This window comes from Acinetobacter sp. yr461, from assembly GCF_900110445.1.
In the GTDB taxonomy this organism is placed as follows: Bacteria; Pseudomonadota; Gammaproteobacteria; order Pseudomonadales; family Moraxellaceae; genus Acinetobacter; species Acinetobacter calcoaceticus.
Window position 1 is genome coordinate 108167 of sequence record NZ_FODU01000003.1, and the last position, 18731, is coordinate 126897.

Here is an 18731-nt window from a genome sequence, read left to right on the forward strand (position 1 = left end):
TAACGCTTGATTAAATGAAAAATCAATGGTTTTGAGTGAGTTTTACACTTACCTTGGTGCGTTTTATTAAAAAATAAGTCTAGAGTTTTCTATGCCTTCTAAAATTAAGTTTAAACAGTCAACTCTCACTCATTCTATGCATTTAATTTTAAAAATGCAGGGGATTCCTAAACTTATTTGTAGCAGCTTGTTGTTAACAGTTTGTGTAACACCAAGCTTTGCTCAAACTTCTGTCGCAGCTAGTTCATCAACTGCAAGTGCAACTGTGTCTGATACTTCAGCAGAACAATTAGCGTCAGTGGATCAGCAAACTACTGCTCCAATTATAGATATTGCTACACTTGTTACCCAAGCTCAGCAACAACAAGATAGCTTGGCTATATTGCAACAACAAGAACAATTTCCAAATCAAATTGACGAATTTAAGCCAATTACACTGGATAATCTCGAAGATTTACCAGATATGCCTGTTGACCAAAATATGGCAAATGAAATTTATAGGGTAGCAGAAGAAGCTAAAAATGAAGCGCAGAGTTTTCAAAATGGGACTCAGAAGCTACCTGAAGTAACGGTAAGTGATGCAACGCAGTCTGAAGTACAGGAAATTAAACAAGCACCTGTAAATATTGACCAGCTTATGCAAGAGATTCAATCTGATAGCAAGATTGTAGTCGAAGCCAATGAAACAGGAAAAACCTTACCAGAGTTAACGCCCGAGACCGATGAACCACCTGAACAAGCTGGTTTCTTTAAGCGTATTTTAAATAAAGTGCGTCCGCCACGTGCAATTCCAATGGAACAAGTACCACGTATTAGTGCAGAAGTAAGTGGTGCTTCAGATTTGCTTGCTAAAAACATTAAAGGTAAGTTATCGACATTTACTCAAGAGTCATTTGAAGATTTCAATGCTGCTTTACCCCAACTTAGAACATTAAGTAATCAAGCAGCACAGGCAGTTGGTTATTATAATGCTGAGTTCCGCTTTGAAAAATTAAGTTCGAGTCGGGTTCGTGTAAATGTTACGCCTAATGAACCAGTACGAATTAATGAGCAAAATATTGAATTTACTGGTGCGGGTGAAAAGCAACCACAGTTTCAGGTTATTCGTTTAGTTCCTGATCAGGATGTAGGTGACATTTTTAACCATGGTTTATATGAAACCACTAAAAGTCGTATTGTTGATGCCGCATCTAATAATGGTTATTTTGATGCTTACTGGCGTTTGCATGATGTGAAAGTGAGTCAGCCAGAAAATAAAGCTGATATTAACTTACGCTATGAAACGGGTGAGCGTTACAAATTAGATAAGGTTGAGTTTCGTATGAGTGATCCATCGAAACCTTTGCCATTAAATTTGAATATTTTAGAAAGTATGGCGCCGTGGAAAGAGGGCGATGACTATGCATTTTGGCGGGTAAATACTTTAGCAAATAACCTAACCAACTCACGTTATTTTAATTACACTTTAGTTGACTCTGTTAAACCAGATCCAATTGAAAAACGACTTGAGTTACCACCAGATTTACAGGCTTTGGTCGATGAACAAAGCATTGATGTTGATGAGTCTAATTTACTTTCACCTGAACAACGACAATTGGCTAAAGCACGTCAATTAGCCACATCTAATAAAGAAGTTACACAAAACGTAGTCGATGAAAAACAGTTTGCAGGAACACAAAAGGCAAAAGAGGCAGAACCTCAAACTGCTATGTTGCAAAGTGCGTCAGTTCAGCAGGAAGAACAAGAAACTGAACAGGACCGCCTGCAAGCACAAGCACGTGAAACTAAAAGAATTCCAGTCATTGTGACTTTAAATGCAGATAAGCTAAATAGTTTAGAAACAGGTGTTGGTTACGGTACCGATACAGGCGCACGTTTACGTAGTCAGTATCGCCGTTCTATTGTCAATAAATATGGTCATTCTTTTGATGCAAACTTAGAAGTTTCGCAAATTCGTCAATCTATTGATGGCCGATATAGTATTCCCTATAAACACCCATTAAATGATTACTTTAACATTGTGGGTGGATATGAGCGTGAAACCCGTGATGATATTGGTCCAGATGTAAGTTTACTTACTGAATCCGCTGTTGTTGGTGGAGAGCGTATCATTAAACGTCCGTTAGGGAACTGGCAACATACTTTTGGTGTCCGCTATCGTTTAGACCGTTTAACCCAACAAGGTAATGTTGATATTTCTGAATTACCAGATGCTTTTAAAACTGCCGCATCAGAGCAAGAAGCATTATTATTTAGTTATGAAACTTCTAAAACTTCTAGTAATACACGTTTGAACCCAACTAAGGCTTTTAAACAAACCTATAAAGTAGAATTAGGTAGCGAGAGTTTACTGTCCGATGCCAATATGGCAATTGCAAGTGCGGGTTGGAGATTTATTTACTCTCTTGGTGAAAATGATGATCATCAATTTGTTGGAAGATCTGACTTAAGCTACATTTTTACCGATGATTTTGACAAAGTTCCATACAATCTTAGATTCTTTACAGGTGGTGACCAAACCATTCGTGGCTTTGACTATAAGAGTCTTTCCCCAGAAGTAGATGGATATAAAATTGGGGGACAAGCTTTGGCTGTCGGTTCTTTAGAATATAATTATCAGTTTAAGGACGGTTGGCGAGCAGCTGTTTTCTCTGACTTTGGTAATGCCTATGATAAAGACTTTAATAATCCAGCAGCTTATAGCGTTGGGGTTGGAATTCGCTGGAAGTCTCCAATTGGACCAATCCGTTTAGACGTCGCTTCGGGTATTTCAGATGAAAACCATCCGATTCGTTTACATTTCTTTATAGGCCCACAACTTTAAAAATAAAATTTTATTAGGTTTATTTTATGGCGGACGTAGAACAGCAGCCAACTTCGGCACCTAGCTCTCCTAAGAAGCGGCGTATTTTGCGTAGTTTCGTGCTGACGATATTGATCATATTTTTATTATTAGCGTCTTCGTTAGTGATCATGATGTCAACAGATCGCGGAAGTCGTTTTTTATTAGATCGGGTTTTAGACGCTCAGAAAATAATTAAATATGAATACGAAGGCGGGAACTTACTGCGCGGAATTATTCTTAAGAATGTTTTGGTGCAATTAAAGGATGTTGATGTTTCCTTAGATAGAGCTGATGTAGGCTTAGGCTGGCGCTCTTTATTATTAGAAAAAGAAGTGCATTTGAGCCATGCAGATGTGCGTAACTTACGTATTATTAATAAAACTCCGCCTTCTGGTAAGGCGTTTGAATTTAAGCCTATTAAGTTGCCATTTGTTCTACGTGTTGATGAAGCCGATGTTGATCATTTAGAAATTAAACTAGCAACCTCAGATGTAAGTTTTCATGATGTTCATCTACAAGATGCACTTTGGTCGGAGACTAAACTGGAATTTGAAAAATCCAGTATGGATATGGGCTATCTTTCAGTCCACAATGCCACAGGAAAAATGGATTTCAGTGGTAAATATCCATTAGACGCTACAGCAGATTTAAGAATCCCATCTTTAAAAAGTTTAAATATTCAAAATATTAAAGTCGCAGCTCGCGGAAGTTTAGATACTTTAAAAGTTGGTGTTGCAACAACAACACCTGATTTGTTAACGGGTTGGGCGGTATTGCATCCTGTTCGTGATGAAGTTCCAATGCAAGGTGAGTTATTACTCAAAAATTATCATTTACCTTTATTGATTGAGCAAAAATTATTTGCAAAAAATGGTGTGATCAAGTTTCAAGGCGATATTAAACAACTTAATTTAGCAGTTGATACAGATTTAAAGGGTGAGAATTTACCTGAAGGTCAATACAACGCTTTAATGAATACTGACTTGGTTCATCAGTTGAATATCACTGATTTTAATGGTCAAGTCATGAAAGGTGCTGTTAACCTTAAAGGTCTGGTGAATTGGAAAGATCATGTTACTTGGGATATCAAAGGCCGTTTAGACCATATTAATCCTAAAGACAAAGCAATTCCTCCGGTCGTTCAAGACTTTTTACCGCCAAGTTTAGATGCTGCTGTTGCTTCAACCGGTTCTTTGGAAAAAGGTACTGAAGTATTTGCTAATGTTGATTTTGACCGTTACGAGTCTTGGAAGCTTAAGTTTAATCAGGCCCCAGAAAAAAATAATAAACCTCAACCGATGCTCATGAATGTAGCTTGGACGAAAATAGACCGTGCAATGCCTTATATCGGATGGTTAAGCAGTGACAGTGGTCAGGTTGATTTAACATTACGTGATGGTCAGCAAGACATTAAAGTTGCTACAAAAGTATATCAGCATGAAAAAACTTTATTGCCAGCAGGGCAATATCTAGCCAATCTAAATGTTAAAGATAATGTTTTAAATGTTCCCAATTTTAGTTTTACTGCTGAAAAAGGTAGTTTAACTGGTCAGGCTAAAGTGTTGCTTCCTACCGAAAAACGTCAGTTGGTTTGGAATGCATTGTTAAATGCAAAAGATTTTAATCCACAAAGTATTCATGCAGCAGCGCCTGTTAATCTTTTAAATGGTTCGATTAAAGCAAATGGTTTTGCTAAACCAAACCAGCAAATCATTCAATTTGAGAAAATTGATTTAACGGGTCGACTGGCTCAAGCAGGTCAAGAGACTGTAACTTTAGGTGGTAAAAGTACAGCAGCATTATTATTCCATGATGTGAAAGCTGGTGGTGGCTTTAAAGGTTTTGCAGTTAATTATGATGGATCTTTAAAAGCCTTAAAACAGGCAAATGGTTTATTGAAGTTTTCTATAGCCGGTACACCAGATTTTATTCGAATTAACCAGTTACAGCATGATGGCATCGCTGGAAAAATCTATGCAACAGGTTCTGTAAATTTAAAAGATGGCATTGCATGGGATATTAATAGTTCATTGGTACGTTTTAAACCCCAATATTTTACCTCAACTGTAAAAGGTGAAATTTCAGGAAATCTGAAAACTCAAGGAGTTTGGTCAGACCATTTGAAACGAATTAATATTCAGCAATTGAATCTTGCAGGCTTTATAAATAATAAACCTGTTCGAGGTAAGGGTAATTTATCTTTATTGATGGACTCTAATCAAAAGGGCTTTTTTCCTCAGCAGTTTGAAGCCAATAATTTATTTTTAGTGTATGGGCAGAATCAGCTACAGGCGACAGGTAATGCACAAAATCTGAAAATCAAGCTCAATGCACCTGCACTCTACGAGTTATATCCGGGGTTGCGTGGTCGAGCTTATGGCGACCTAAATGTACAATCACAACCACGTTTAAAAGCAACAGCAAATATCGCAGTAGATAACTTTGCATTTAATACTTTAGTAAGTGTGAAGCGGTTGAGTATTCAAGGGGAGCTTCCAACATCGGAAACAACACCGACTCAATTAACCGCAAAATTAGATAATTTGCGGAGTGGAAATAGACAAATTCAGTCTGCCGAATTGAATTTAACTGGAACAAGAAAAGCGCATCTATTGAAAGTACTCGGCAATAATAGTATTTCCAAATTCTATGTTCAGTTGGCGGGCGGGTTTAACCAAAATAATGATTGGTTAGGCCAAATTCAGAAAGGAAGTTTTGATTCAAAACGCATTCGTTTAGCACAAAATCAAAATGCTCCAGTGATTTATTCTTCTGCAAGGTCTGAGCTATATGTAGGTCAACACTGCTGGCAAAGTGCGAATAGCCAGCTCTGCTTTGACCAGCCGGTACGGGTAAGTAAGGCCCGCGGTAATATTTCATTTGTAACTCAAAATATGGATTTAAGTGACTTCGCGGCATTTATGCCAGAAGGCTTAGCGATGACTGGACAATTAAATGGTTATGCCAAGGCATCGTGGGTAAATGGAGGAAATCCAAAACTTGATGCCCGTTTAATTACGCGCAAAGGTGAAATCGGTTTAGCTGCTGAAGATCCTCAAGACCCTGCAACCACTCTGGCTTATGATGAACTAAGTGTTATTGCAAAAAGTGTATCAGAAGGTCTATTGTTCCGTGTTGATGTTAAAACACCTGATATTGGTACAGGATATGCGAATGTTATTATCAATCCATTCCAGCCATCAATGCCAATGCATGGTGAGGTCGCTTTTAATGATGTTCAATTAAAAGTCTTGAAACCATTTATTCAAGATGTCCGCACACTAAGTGGAACTTTAGCCTTGGCTGGTAAAGTCAACGGTACATTAACTCAGCCACAGTTTACTGGTGAAATGCGTCTGAAAAATGGTGCAATCAGTATGATTTCGCTGCCAGTTAATTTAACTAATGTTCAGGTTTACTCATCAATTCGTCAGAACATAGCAACAATTGATGGCGCGTTTAACAGCGGTCAAGGTGTAGGGCTTTTAAAAGGTAGTTTTGAATGGAAAGATGCACCGCGTCTTCAATTAAACCTCAAAGGTGATAATTTACTTGTACGTCAGGCGCCATTAATTACTGCAATTGCGAATCCAAACCTTACACTTGATATGTATCCTTTCGATAAGCGTTTAAGCTTAAAAGGGTCAGTAGATGTTCCTCGTGCGCGAATTTCAATGCCAGAAACAACTGCTCCAGTCATTAATACTTCATCAGATGTCCGCATAGTTCGACAAGGCCAAGACCCGCTTGCAATTTTACGTGCTGCTAAACCTTGGGATATCCGAGCTGATATTACTGTTAATATTGGAAAGCAAGTAATATTCCAAGGCTTTAACAGTAATATTCCGTTAGTTGGTCGTCTAAACTTAAGTCAACGTGGTTACGAGACTGCGATGAGAGCTAACGGGGCAATTGGTGTCAGTCAAAAAGTGAAAATTGAAGCTTATGGACAAAGTCTAGATTTGAATCGAGCGATTGCGCGTTTTAATGGTCCATTGGCAAACCCAACATTAGATATAGATGCAAACAAAAATGTTCAGGGTAGTATGGTTGGGGTACGTGTCACAGGTACTGCGACATCACCAAACATTCAGGTTTATAATGATGCAGGACTATCTGAGCAAGAAGCATTAAATGCGCTCGTCACAGGACGTATTAATGAGGGTTCAAGTGGTTTAAGTAATGCAGAAGGGTTTAAGTCTGATGTAAATAACACCATTGCTGCTGCGGGTATCAGTATGGGCTTAGGCGGTACACGTGCTTTAACTAACCAGATTGGACGCACTTTCGGTTTAAGTGGATTAGCTTTAGATGCTCAAGGTACAGGTGATGATACTCAGGTGAGCTTAACTGGCTATATTACACCTGATCTATTTATTCGTTATGGTGTCGGTGTGTTTACTCCAGTCAACAAGCTGACTTTACGTTATCAAATGAACCGCCGTTTATATCTAGAAGCAAGTCAATCTTTAGAAAGAGCAATCGATCTTTTCTACAACTGGCGTTTCTAATAGATGGAAATTAAGCATTAGAAAAGTACGTTAGTACTGTGAATACCTTGATTGGTTTCAATCACTAATAAATAAATTAAAAGCTCACTTCAAGTGGGCTTTTAATTTAATAACACCTTCATAACATTTAAAAAAGTTGAATATTTACTATATAAACCATCGATTCTCTTAAAAGTAAGCCCACCTTGAGTAGACTTCTGATTAAAGAAAATTCACTTGAAAATTGCTGTTTTATAAATTAGTTTTCAGAAACATTAAATGAAATTAGATTGATAATACCTTGTTGATAAGTGCAAATAAGGTGAATTTTTCAAGGAAATAAACGTGAAAATAGATACTTATGTTGAAATAAAATATGGCAAGGACAACGATACAAATATTAAATATCGTGGGCTAATTCACAAGTTAAAAGCAACATTGTCGTTGACGCTTTTGTCATTTGGATGGTGCTCCACTGTAAATGCTGCACAGCAACAAATCGCTTTAGTGGGAACATGGACATCCATCCCTAAGGCACCGCTTGTGCAAAAACCAAAACAAGCCAGTGAAGGTTTGTACCAGCTTCAAGTGAATAGCAATGGAACTTTAACTCCTATTAATGTGTTGAAAATGAAAAGTCCTTCTTGGATTGTAAAATCGAAAGATGGTCGTTTTGCCTATACCACTAATGAAGAAAATGAAGGAGCGGTAACTGCTTTATCAGTTCAAAATGGTAAGGTAGAGGTGTTGAACACAGTGAATAGCCATGGTGGACATCCAACACATGCATCAATCAGTTTAGATGGTAAATTCTTATTTGTGTCGAACTATTCAGCATTCGATAAAGGTCGTGGTGGGGTGGCTGTTTTGCCAATTTTGCCAAACGGTCATTTGGGTGAAATGGTTCAAAATATTGTTTTCGCGGAAGGTTCTGGTCATGTTAAAGGGCGTCAGGAGAGTGGTCATGCACACTCGACAACTTTCAGTCCCGATGGTAAATATCTATATGCTAGCGACCTTGGAAATGACAAAGTCTATACCTTTCGTTATCACCCAAATAAGCCTCAACCACTCGAAGCGGATAGCAGTCGAGATGTGACCTTTACGCATGGTTCTGGTCCACGTCATATGGTCTTTTCACCAAATGGCAAACATGCGTACATTACCGCAGAAATGCGAAGTGAAATTGTGACATTTAACGTGCAAGATGGTCATTTGAAAAAAGTAGCTGAGCTAAAACTAATTCATGAGGACAAAACACCTGAATTTAAGAGTGCGAGTGGAATTATCCTCAGCCCAAATGGCAAATATGTGATTGCTGCTAATCGTGGTGCAGACAACAAACTTTTGGTATTTAAAATTCAACAAAATGGATTGCTAGGTAAACCAACAGTTTATAAAGCGAATGGTATTGAACCAAGGGCTTTCTCATTCGATGCATCTGGTAAATACCTATACGTGACAAACGTTTTTAGTAATAACATTAGTTTATTCCGCTTTGATGCAAAAAATGGCACCTTAAAACCTGTTGGTGATGCAGCAAAAATATCAACACCGACTGATATTAAATTTTTTAATTAACTGAATTATGAAATTGGCATTTCTAATGCTTGTATAAAAAGACCGAGGTTTTTATCTCGGTTTTTTTATGGCAATTTTTGCAAAAATGATGATTTTCCGTATGATATCAACAGCAATAATTAGTGTAGTGAAATGATGAAAAAGATTTTATTGATTGCAATGAGTTTGTTCTTTGTCGGTTGTTCAGAAAAGAAGCCTTTAACACCTGAAGAGCAGTGGCATGGCTTTTGTACTAGCGTAGGAAATGCAGCGAGAAGTATTGTTTTTGATCGTCAGCAAGCAATTGAAAAAACTCAAGCAGTTGAGCATGCAAATAAGATTGAAGATGACATTACGAAAAAATTTATTCTTAATGTTATTGAAAAAGTTTATGCAATTCCAAAAGAAGAACTGACTAAAGATTCTCAAGCACTCCAAGAAAAAGTTAGAAAGCAAGCAATGGATGAATGTTTGGCAACGCCTCATGACAAAATGCCAAAATATAAATCGTTCTAATTGAATAGGGTTATTGAATTTTCTCTCATCTGAGGCTTTTTTGCTTAAAAATAGCCCAGATTTGGCTAGTTAGCTCATTATTTGCACACGGGTATTTAGATACAAAATAATGGGCATCACGGAGAAACACCCCGTTTTCATTAACTTTTACCTTGAACTCTAGTAAACTTTTATAGTCCATATTACTTGTGAAGCTTTTTAAGAAAGCAGGAATTTGCAAGTAATTTTTCAAAAAAAGAGGAATGAACACCGTGCTAGAAGCTTACCGCCAACACGTTGAAGAACGTGCCGCACTCGGAGTCCCACCGAAGCCACTTGATGATGCTCAAACAGCTCAGCTTGTTGAACTATTAAAAAATCCACCAGCAGGCGAAGAAGCGTTCTTGGTTGATTTGCTTGAAAACCGTGTTCCTGCAGGTGTTGACCAAGCAGCTTACGTAAAGGCAGCGTTCTTGGCAGCAATTGCAAAAGGCGAAGCAACTTCACCACTCGTTTCTAAAGAACGTGCAGTTTACTTACTTGGCACCATGCTTGGTGGTTATAACGTAGCACCACTTGTTGAGCTTCTTGACAATGCTGAACTTGCAAGCCTAGCTGCTGAAGCGTTAAAGAAAACGCTTCTTGTATTTGATGCATTCCATGACGTAGCAGATAAAGCAAAAGCGGGTAATGCCAATGCTAAAGCTGTTTTACAATCTTGGGCAGACGCAGAATGGTTCACAAGCCGTCCTGACGTTCCAGAAGAAATTAAAATCACTGTATTCAAAGTAACTGGTGAAACAAATACTGATGACTTGTCTCCAGCACAAGATGCTTGGAGCCGTCCAGATATCCCATTACACGCAAATGCAATGTTGAAAAACGAGCGTGATGGTATCAATCCTGAAAAACCAGGTGAAGTTGGTCCATTAAACCAAATCAAAGAACTCATCGCGAAAGGCAACCAAGTTGCGTACGTAGGTGACGTTGTTGGTACGGGTTCTTCACGTAAATCTGCAACTAACTCTGTACTTTGGTTCTTCGGTGACGAACTTCCACACATTCCAAACAAAAAAGATGGTGGTGTGTGCTTAGGTTCTAAAATCGCTCCAATTTTCTTTAATACAATGGAAGACGCAGGTGCATTACCTGTAGAAATCGACGTTGCTAACATGAACATGGGCGACGAAGTTGTATTGAAAATTGACCACGCTGCTGCAAAAGTTACTGCTTTTAAAGATGGCGTACAAATTTCAGAAGCAGAACTTAAAACTCCAGTACTTTTAGACGAAGTACGTGCTGGTGGTCGTATTAACTTGATCATTGGTCGTGGTTTAACAACTAAAGCACGTGAAGAATTAGGTCTTGCACCTTCTACATTGTTCCGTACACCTGTACAGCCTGCTGACACTGGTAAAGGCTTCACGCAAGCTCAGAAGATGGTTGGCCGTGCATGTGGTTTAGCTGAAGGTCAAGGTATCCGTCCGGGTACTTACTGTGAACCTAAGATGACTACTGTTGGTTCTCAAGATACAACTGGTCCAATGACTCGTGACGAGTTAAAAGACTTAGCTTGCTTGGGCTTCTCTGCAGACTTGGTGATGCAGTCTTTCTGTCACACTGCTGCATATCCAAAACCAGTTGACGTAACAACTCACCATACATTACCTGACTTCATCATGAATCGTGGTGGTGTATCTTTACGTCCAGGTGACGGTATTATCCACTCTTGGTTAAACCGTATGTTACTTCCAGATACAGTTGGTACTGGTGGTGACTCACATACTCGTTTCCCAATCGGTATTTCATTCCCTGCGGGTTCTGGTCTTGTTGCGTTCGCAGCTGCAACTGGCGTTATGCCACTTGATATGCCTGAGTCTGTACTTGTTAAGTTCAAAGGTAAAATGCAACCTGGTATCACTTTACGTGACCTTGTACATGCAATTCCTTATTACGCGATTCAAGCTGGTGACTTAACTGTAGAGAAGAAAGGTAAGAAAAACATCTTCTCTGGTCGTATCCTTGAGATCGATTTATCAGAAATGGAAAATGACTTGACTGTTGAGCAAGCATTCGAACTTTCTGATGCATCTGCTGAACGTTCTGCTGCTGGCTGTTCAATCACACTTTCTGAAGAGAAAGTTGCTGAATACTTACGTTCTAACATCACCATGTTGAAGTGGATGATCGCAGAAGGTTATGGCGATGCTCGTACAATGGCGCGCCGTGCTGAAAACATGCAGAAGTGGTTAGATAACCCAAGCTTGTTAAAAGCTGATGCTGATGCTGAATATTTAAAAGTTTACGAAATCGATCTTGCTGACATCAAAGAACCTATTCTTTGCTGCCCGAACGATCCAGATGACGCTAAACTTCTTTCTGACGTTCAAGGCGACAAAATTGATGAAGTATTCATCGGTTCTTGTATGACTAACATCGGTCACTTCCGTGCAGCGGGTCAGTTACTTGACAAAGTACCGAGTGGCTCACTGTCTACTCGTTTATGGTTGGCTCCACCAACACGTATGGACGAGCACCAATTGATGGAAGAAGGCTTGTATAACATCTATGGTCGTGCTGGTGCGCGTACAGAGATGCCTGGCTGTTCACTTTGTATGGGTAACCAAGCACGTGTAGCACCGAACACAACATGTGTATCGACTTCTACTCGTAACTTCCCGAACCGTTTAGGTCAAGGTGCAAATGTTTACTTAGCCTCTGCTGAGCTTGCATCTGTAGCTGCGGTTCTTGGTAAATTACCAAGCCCAGAAGAATATCAACAGTACGCGTCGCAAATCGACAGCGCTTCTGCTGAGATCTACAAATACTTAAACTTCGACAAGATGAGCGAATATACTAAAGAAGCTGATCAAGTTGATACTAAGAAAATCTCTGCTGCTCAATTGACTTAATGAGCTAGGATCAAGAAAAGCCGATAGGCTTTTCCCTAGTGCAAGAGCAAATCTATGATTTGCTTGAGCAAAAAGCTAAAATAAGGGCTGATTAATCAGCCCTTATTTTTATAATGAAAAGCATTTTAAATATAGAATACAATATTCTTGAATTAGAAAATATTTTGAATAAAAAACAAAAAATTGAAGAGTTAGAAAGCTCAATTCCGCAATTATTCTCCACAATATTAAAAGATTATCCTTATCTAAAATCACCAACGTTTTCAATGATTCCAACAAAGGATCTAGAGTTTATTGTTTGGTATCAAGACCCGAATGCCATTACTGAAACCTTATTAATTAAGCAGAATAGTTTTGAAGCATATATATGGAGAAGTTCTGATCAGAAATGGTATTTGGATGATTTGTATTCTGAACCGCATCAAATTGCCAGCAAAATAATAGAAAGTATTCCTATGTTTCATTCTATTCCTGAAAACCCTAAAGAGGTGAAGCACTTGCTTGAAGTTGGAATAATGCTTTTTGATATGAATGTTTTGCCAAAATTTTCAGAAATAAAGCCAATGGATTGTAGAGAGGTGCTGACATGGGATGATCACTTTTTACTAGTAGGTACCCAATTGACCAATCTTAAACTTTATAGTCATGAAGAGTGGAATGCCTTGATTGATAGAGAGAATTCTTATTTAAATTAAAATTAGGCAAAAGATTTTTAAGATTAAGAGATATCTATACTGATGGTAATATTATTTATACATTCGCATTTAAATTTAGAGGAACATTCCTATTAGCATAAGAATGTTCCTCCATATTTATAAAATCACCAATAACCTAACATTTTCCACCAAAGTCCGCCAATCACTACAAAGATTATGATATTAACGACACTCATGACAAAGCCTGCTTTCCACCATTCACCCAGTGTGGTGTAACCCGAACCGAACACTACAGGGGAAGTGCCAGTTGCATAATGGGTTAATGTCATCATAATACTTGAAGCCGCTGCCATCATTAAGGCAAACAACATTGGCGGTGCACCGAGTGCAAGTCCCGCCGTATAAAAGGCTGCAAACATTGCGGTAATATGTGCCGTGGTGCTAGCAAACATATAATGTGCATACAAATAAGCCAGCATTAACAATAAACAAGCAGGCATCCAGCTTAGACCTAAATGACCAATACTAGTTTCTAAAACACCCGAGAACCACGTGATCAAACCCAGTTTATTTAAATAAGTCGCCATCATGACTAGTGCTGCAAACCAAGTAATAGTATCCCACGCATTCTTTTGCGTCAGAATATCATCCCAAGTTAAAACACCTGTAAGTAGTAATAATCCTAAACCAATAAAGGCAGTCGTAGTTGGGTCAACAGCCCAAGCAGAGCCAAAAATCATGGCAGGAATACCCGCCCATAGCATCAATAAAATACCGAATACACCAAGCATAATGATTTCATTTTTACTGACAGGTCCCATTTCTTTTAATTTAGTTTTAGCAAACTGAGCTGCATTAGGTGTTTCTTTGACTTCGGGTGGATACATCAAATACATAATCAAAGGCATGATGATTAAAGCAATTAATCCTGGTAGTAACATCGCCAGTGCCCAAGTGCTCCAACTTAAAGAAATTTCACTATTAGTAGCCTTTGCCACTAAATCAACTACTAATGGATTGGGGGCAGTTGCTGTAATGAACATTGCAGAGGTAATCGGGTTGGCTTGGTAGTTAACCAATGATAAGTATTTTCCCATCTGACCTTCAGTGCCTTTAGCAGGATCGGAGTCATAACTAGTAGAAATTGCCAGTACAATCGGGTGAATAATTCCACCACCACGTGCCGTATTGCTGGGTGTTACAGGGGCGAGAATGAGTTCGGAAAGCACCATGCTATAGCCAATACCAATGGTTTTTTTGCCCCAAACTGCGATAAATAAATAGCCTAACCGTGCACCCAATCCAGTTTTTTGCAAACCTTTAGAGATCATGATGGAAATACCAATCAACCAGATTAAGGGATTTGCAAAACTACTAAGGGCATCTTGAATGGCTCCACTTGGGCTGTCATTGGTAACACCTGTCACAGCGACTAAGGTGATAGCAATAATCGCAATTGCACCAATTGGCATAGCTTTACCGATGATTGCCGCAATCACACCTACAAACATCGCTAATAAATGCCATGCATCAGGATCAACACCTGCGGGTACAGGAATCACAAACCAGATTAACAATGTAATAAATAAAGAAATAAGTGTAGGGAGGGCTTTAAATCCCATGTAATTTCCCCTTGTTTTCATATGTTTAAAAAAAATAAAGTTCTTTATGAGTGAATCGCTAAAGAAATAAGTATTAAAGTTCTATTATCGATTAAATTATACAAAAATTCAAAAAACTTAAAAATAACGAGTGGGAAGTACTAATTTTCATCTTAATAAAAGGGATGAAATTTTTGTGTTAAGAATTTCTTTGATTTATTTGGTATTATTAAGTTTTTCTGAAATTTTGGCTCTAAAATTGATTCCAAAATTATAAATTCTCTGTATGGATATCAGCCTAATAAATAGTACGTAGTATTGTTAGTTTTAGAAAAAGCTATAAAGATACCTAATTAAATTAATATATTCTAATACTAATTTTTAGAAAATATTAAAGATCAAAAAATAAATTATATATCTAGATTAAGATATAACGAGTGAAAAAATTATTTAATAAAATAACTTATATATAATTTTGGGTAAAAAAATAGACTTTTCGAATTATTGTTTTGTTAAAAGTGTGAATTGGTTCATGTGTTTATTTAAAAACATTAAATATGATATTTTTTAATCTGATATATATAAAATTAAATATAGTACTAGAAATTAACTGGTTTTTTGTTTTAAAATAATTAAACGAACTTAAGAATAATTAAAAAAAATATGGGTATTTTATATAGGGAATTTAAGAATGCTAAAGACAATTGTTGAATTTAAATTTGATGATTATCAAAGATATGATCAAAAAACATACTCCAATGAAGAAGGTGTTTTAGTTCAAAAAACTGAAGATATTGCACAATATATTTTTAGTATTTTGAAAAATAGATATCATTTAAATATAGAGCTATATAGTGAAAACTGGGGATGGCAAATTGAAATTCCTTTGCCCGAAATAACCATGCATCTTGGAATCAGTGTCTATGAAGAATATAGCAATGGATTCGCAATTTTTATTTCTCCAAATACACCTATTTTAAGAAAGTTTTTATTTAGAAAGCTTGATATTACTCATCACATTATGTTGCTGCAAAACTATATTAATCTTATTTTGAAATCACACCCAGGCATCTATGATGTGCAGTGGTGGGAAGAAAATGAATTCCGATGTGTAGCGATGACTTGACCTGAGAAAAAAGTAGAAAATTTTAAATGCCCAAGTGAGTGAAGGAAAATTTATTAAAGACCATATTGGTGAATAGAGGGCGAGAGCTTAATATATCTTTAATATCAAGTGGTCAGATCAATATGCAAAATTCAGCTTGGAAGGGATTGCGTAAGTTTTTCTATAATAATCTTCATAATCATGACTATGAAACTACGGTAAGTAGATGTATTAATTATTTTTTAGTTGTTTTAATTGTTGGCAACGTCGCTGCCGTTTTGTTAGAAACAGTAAATGATTTGTACACAAGCTATCATGTTTGGTTTGACTATTTTGAAGTTATTTCAATTGCAATTTTTAGTATTGAATATCTATTAAGACTATGGAGTGTTGCAGATCGAGATACGACACAATCTGCATGGAAAATCCGCTTGAACTGGATGAAAAGTGGAGAAGCAATTATTGATTTGATGGCAATCTTACCTGCTTATCTCAATTTCTTCGTACGAATCGATCTTCGTATGCTCAGAATATTACGTTTACTTCGTTTATTAAAATTGACGCGGTATTTTATCTCACTACAGATATTGTTATGTGTGATTAAGCGTGAGAAGGGCTCTTTTCAGGCAGTTATCTTTATTTTAATTATTATGATTATTATGACTGCTTCTGGAATTTATGTGGTTGAAAATAAGGCTCAGCCAGAAGCTTTTAGTTCAATACCTAAATCTATGTGGTGGGCCGTTGTTACTTTAACTACAGTAGGTTATGGCGATGTCACCCCAGTGACCAGTTTAGGAAAGTTATTAGGCGCACTCATTACCATTTTAGGTGTTGGTATTGCAGCTTTACCAGCTGGTATTTTAGCATCTGGGCTTGCAAATGAACTCAATCAACGGAATCAAAGGCTAGAGCAAGAGTTTCGTGAGTTACTTCAAGTACGAGGGATTGATATTTTACATGACGAAGCTGAAATAGAACGAATCCGTCAAAAAGTGGGATTGCCAAAAGAACAAGCGCATAACCTGATTATTCAAATTATGCGTGAAAAAGTATTAGAGGAAGAAGAGTCGGTTAGAGAGACAAAATGTTATTGTCCTCACTGTGGCGGTAAGCTAACTGATTAGAAATAATAAGTTAGCCTCTTCTTTGATTAAATTTTCTTACTTGCTTTCTCTACGGCAAAGGCAATAAGTAAAATGATAAGGCCACCTAGGCTCAAGACAAAACCGACCCATATTGGCGCGATCCAGCCCATTTGATGACTCAGTACCCATCCACCTAGAAATGCACCTAATGCATTGGCCATATTAAAGGCAGAGTGGTTGAGTGATGCTGCTAATGTTTGAGCATCGCCAGCGACATCCATTAGACGAGTCTGTAATGCTCCACCTAATCCCATTACGGTAAGACCAATCAAAAATAATGAGGCAATAGCAGTATAAATATTACTCATTAAGAAACTAGCCACAACAAAAGCGATCGCTGAGCTAATGAGTACGCCTACAATCGTTTTATTCAGATTTTTATCTGCAAGCCATCCTGCGGCTAAGCCACCAATAACCATACCAATACCCCAAATAGCCAAAGCGATAGGGACGATTTGGATATTCACTTGTGTATATTCAGTCAAAATAGGTGAGACATAGCTGTAAACAGAAAACATGCCTCCAAAACCGATTGCACCTACCGCTAGTGTTAACCACATGTTGATATTTTTAAGGCCAGCTAATTCTGTTTTTATGCTTGCTTTTGCTTGGACTGGAATATTGGGTACAAAGAAGCCAACAGCAATTAAGGTGAAGAAAGCGATAGTCGCTGAAAATTCAAAGCCAGCTCTCCAACCAAAATTTTGCCCTAACCAAGTTGCCAAAGGTACACCAATCACAGTTGCCACTGTAAGACCCATCATCATTTGGGCAACAGCAGATGCTCTTCGTGAAGGACCAGCTAGTTCAGCTGCTACTAATGCACCGACTCCAAAATATGCTCCGTGCGGTAAACCTGCAATAAAACGTGAGATTAAAACAGTTTCAGGTGTATGGGCTAAAGCGGTACAGGCATTTGCGATACCATAAAAAAGCATTAAGCCAAGTAATAACGTTTTTCTAGGAACTTTGGCACCAAGAATAGCGATGATGGGAGCACCAATAACCACACCTAATGCATAAGCACTAATAAAGTGGCCAGCTTGTGGTACTGTAATATTTAAATTCTTTGCAATTTCCTGAATCAGTCCCATTGCGACGAATTCAGTGGTTCCAATACAAAAGCCGCCTACAGCGAGTGAGAAAATTGCTAAAAAGAGTGAATAGTGTTGATGTGTAGATAGAGGAGATTGCGGGGACGCCATAATAGGTTAAGAAGAGACTCAAAAAGAGAAGTATAAGGGAAAAGAGATCAAAATAATAAAAAACTAAAATATTGAGAAAATGATTACATATTTAAAGGAAATAAATTTTATTTTTTCATGGGAAATAATTCATCGAAAAACTTTTGAAAATTATATATGATTGGCGCGTAATACTTTAAGCATTACAACAAGTTGTATAAATATCTAAAAATAGAGATTTTAAGTCGTGAGAAAATTATTTATTACCTGCCTTATGGGTATGGCTATGTTATCTATGTCTGGTTGCTCAGTATTTATGGCGGGTAATCAACCAAGTAAAAAAAATGTAAATGTTCTAAATCCAGGTAGTTCTCGTAACTATGTGATTGCCGAGTTTGGAGCACCTGTACTTTCAGAATACCGTGATGGAACACGGGTTGAGATCTATACTTTTCAGCAAGGTTATTCAAAGTGGGTGAAAGTCGGCAGAGCTTTTGGTCATGGTGTAGCAGATGTTGCTTCAATCGGTCTTTGGGAAGTATTTGGGACGCCGACAGAAGCATATTTTAACGGTAAAGAAACATCTTATGAAGTATCTTACGGACCAGATGATTTAGTAAAAAGTTATAAGCTTATTGATTTTAATCAGGCATTTCCAAAAGTAAAAGAGCAATAATGTAGATGAAAGAGGCCTGTGGGTCTCTTTCTTTTTGAATAAGAGATTAGAGAATTTTA

11 protein-coding genes are annotated in these 18731 nt (G+C 37.6%); 9 read left to right on the forward strand and 2 right to left on the reverse strand.

All coding sequences use genetic code 11. From position 1 onward, the window contains the following. The first annotated feature begins 91 nt into the window (after positions 1-91). From BMW38_RS06830 to BMW38_RS06860, 6 genes are all read left to right on the forward strand, one after another. The gene (locus tag BMW38_RS06830) at positions 92-2824 is read left to right on the forward strand and encodes an autotransporter assembly complex protein TamA (protein WP_213031113.1); all 2733 of its coding nucleotides are present in this window, start codon (positions 92-94) and stop codon (positions 2822-2824) included. Between the two features lie 26 nt (positions 2825-2850). After that, positions 2851-7356: a translocation/assembly module TamB domain-containing protein gene (locus BMW38_RS06835; protein WP_092706803.1), complete on the forward strand. Its 4506-nt coding sequence runs from the start codon at positions 2851-2853 to the stop codon at positions 7354-7356. A 324-nt stretch (positions 7357-7680) separates the two neighbouring features. Continuing rightward, positions 7681-8916 carry a lactonase family protein gene (locus BMW38_RS06840; protein ID WP_092706805.1) on the forward strand — a complete coding sequence of 412 codons (1236 nt, stop codon included), beginning with the start codon at positions 7681-7683 and terminating at the stop codon, positions 8914-8916. Between the two features lie 132 nt (positions 8917-9048). Further along, the gene (locus tag BMW38_RS06845; RefSeq protein ID WP_005046379.1) at positions 9049-9411 is read left to right on the forward strand and encodes a hypothetical protein; all 363 of its coding nucleotides are present in this window, start codon (positions 9049-9051) and stop codon (positions 9409-9411) included. A gap of 251 nt (positions 9412-9662) precedes the next feature. Continuing rightward, a complete protein-coding gene (locus BMW38_RS06855; RefSeq protein ID WP_004643279.1) occupies positions 9663-12302 on the forward strand; it encodes a bifunctional aconitate hydratase 2/2-methylisocitrate dehydratase in 2640 nt (879 codons plus the stop codon). Positions 12303-12415: 113 nt separating this feature from the next. Continuing rightward, on the forward strand, positions 12416-12997 hold the full coding sequence (locus BMW38_RS06860; RefSeq protein ID WP_092706809.1) for a hypothetical protein: 582 nt from the start codon (positions 12416-12418) through the stop codon (positions 12995-12997). Positions 12998-13122: 125 nt separating this feature from the next. On the opposite strand, the gene BMW38_RS06865 is transcribed toward BMW38_RS06860, so the two are convergent. Then, entirely contained in the window at positions 13123-14580 is a 1458-nt protein-coding gene (locus tag BMW38_RS06865; protein ID WP_092706810.1) for a DASS family sodium-coupled anion symporter, read from the reverse strand. A 670-nt stretch (positions 14581-15250) separates the two neighbouring features. Between BMW38_RS06865 and BMW38_RS06870 the strand changes: the two genes are divergently transcribed. Together BMW38_RS06870 and BMW38_RS06875 are read left to right on the forward strand one after the other, a co-directional pair. Next, the gene (locus tag BMW38_RS06870) at positions 15251-15685 is read left to right on the forward strand and encodes a hypothetical protein (RefSeq protein ID WP_092706812.1); all 435 of its coding nucleotides are present in this window, start codon (positions 15251-15253) and stop codon (positions 15683-15685) included. A 122-nt stretch (positions 15686-15807) separates the two neighbouring features. Continuing rightward, positions 15808-16791 (forward strand): ion transporter, encoded by a 984-nt coding sequence (locus BMW38_RS06875; RefSeq protein WP_005039691.1) that lies wholly within the window; start codon positions 15808-15810, stop codon positions 16789-16791. A 26-nt stretch (positions 16792-16817) separates the two neighbouring features. Here the strand turns inward: BMW38_RS06875 and BMW38_RS06880 are convergent, their stop codons facing one another. Beyond that, positions 16818-18017, reverse strand: a complete 1200-nt coding sequence (locus tag BMW38_RS06880; RefSeq protein WP_092706814.1) for an MFS transporter — start codon at positions 18015-18017, stop codon at positions 16818-16820. 226 nt (positions 18018-18243) lie between these two features. On the opposite strand from BMW38_RS06880, the gene BMW38_RS06885 reads away from it, so the two are divergent. Continuing rightward, positions 18244-18672, forward strand: coding sequence for a hypothetical protein (locus BMW38_RS06885; RefSeq protein WP_199989838.1), 429 nt, complete (start codon positions 18244-18246; stop codon positions 18670-18672). Positions 18673-18731 lie beyond the last annotated feature (59 nt).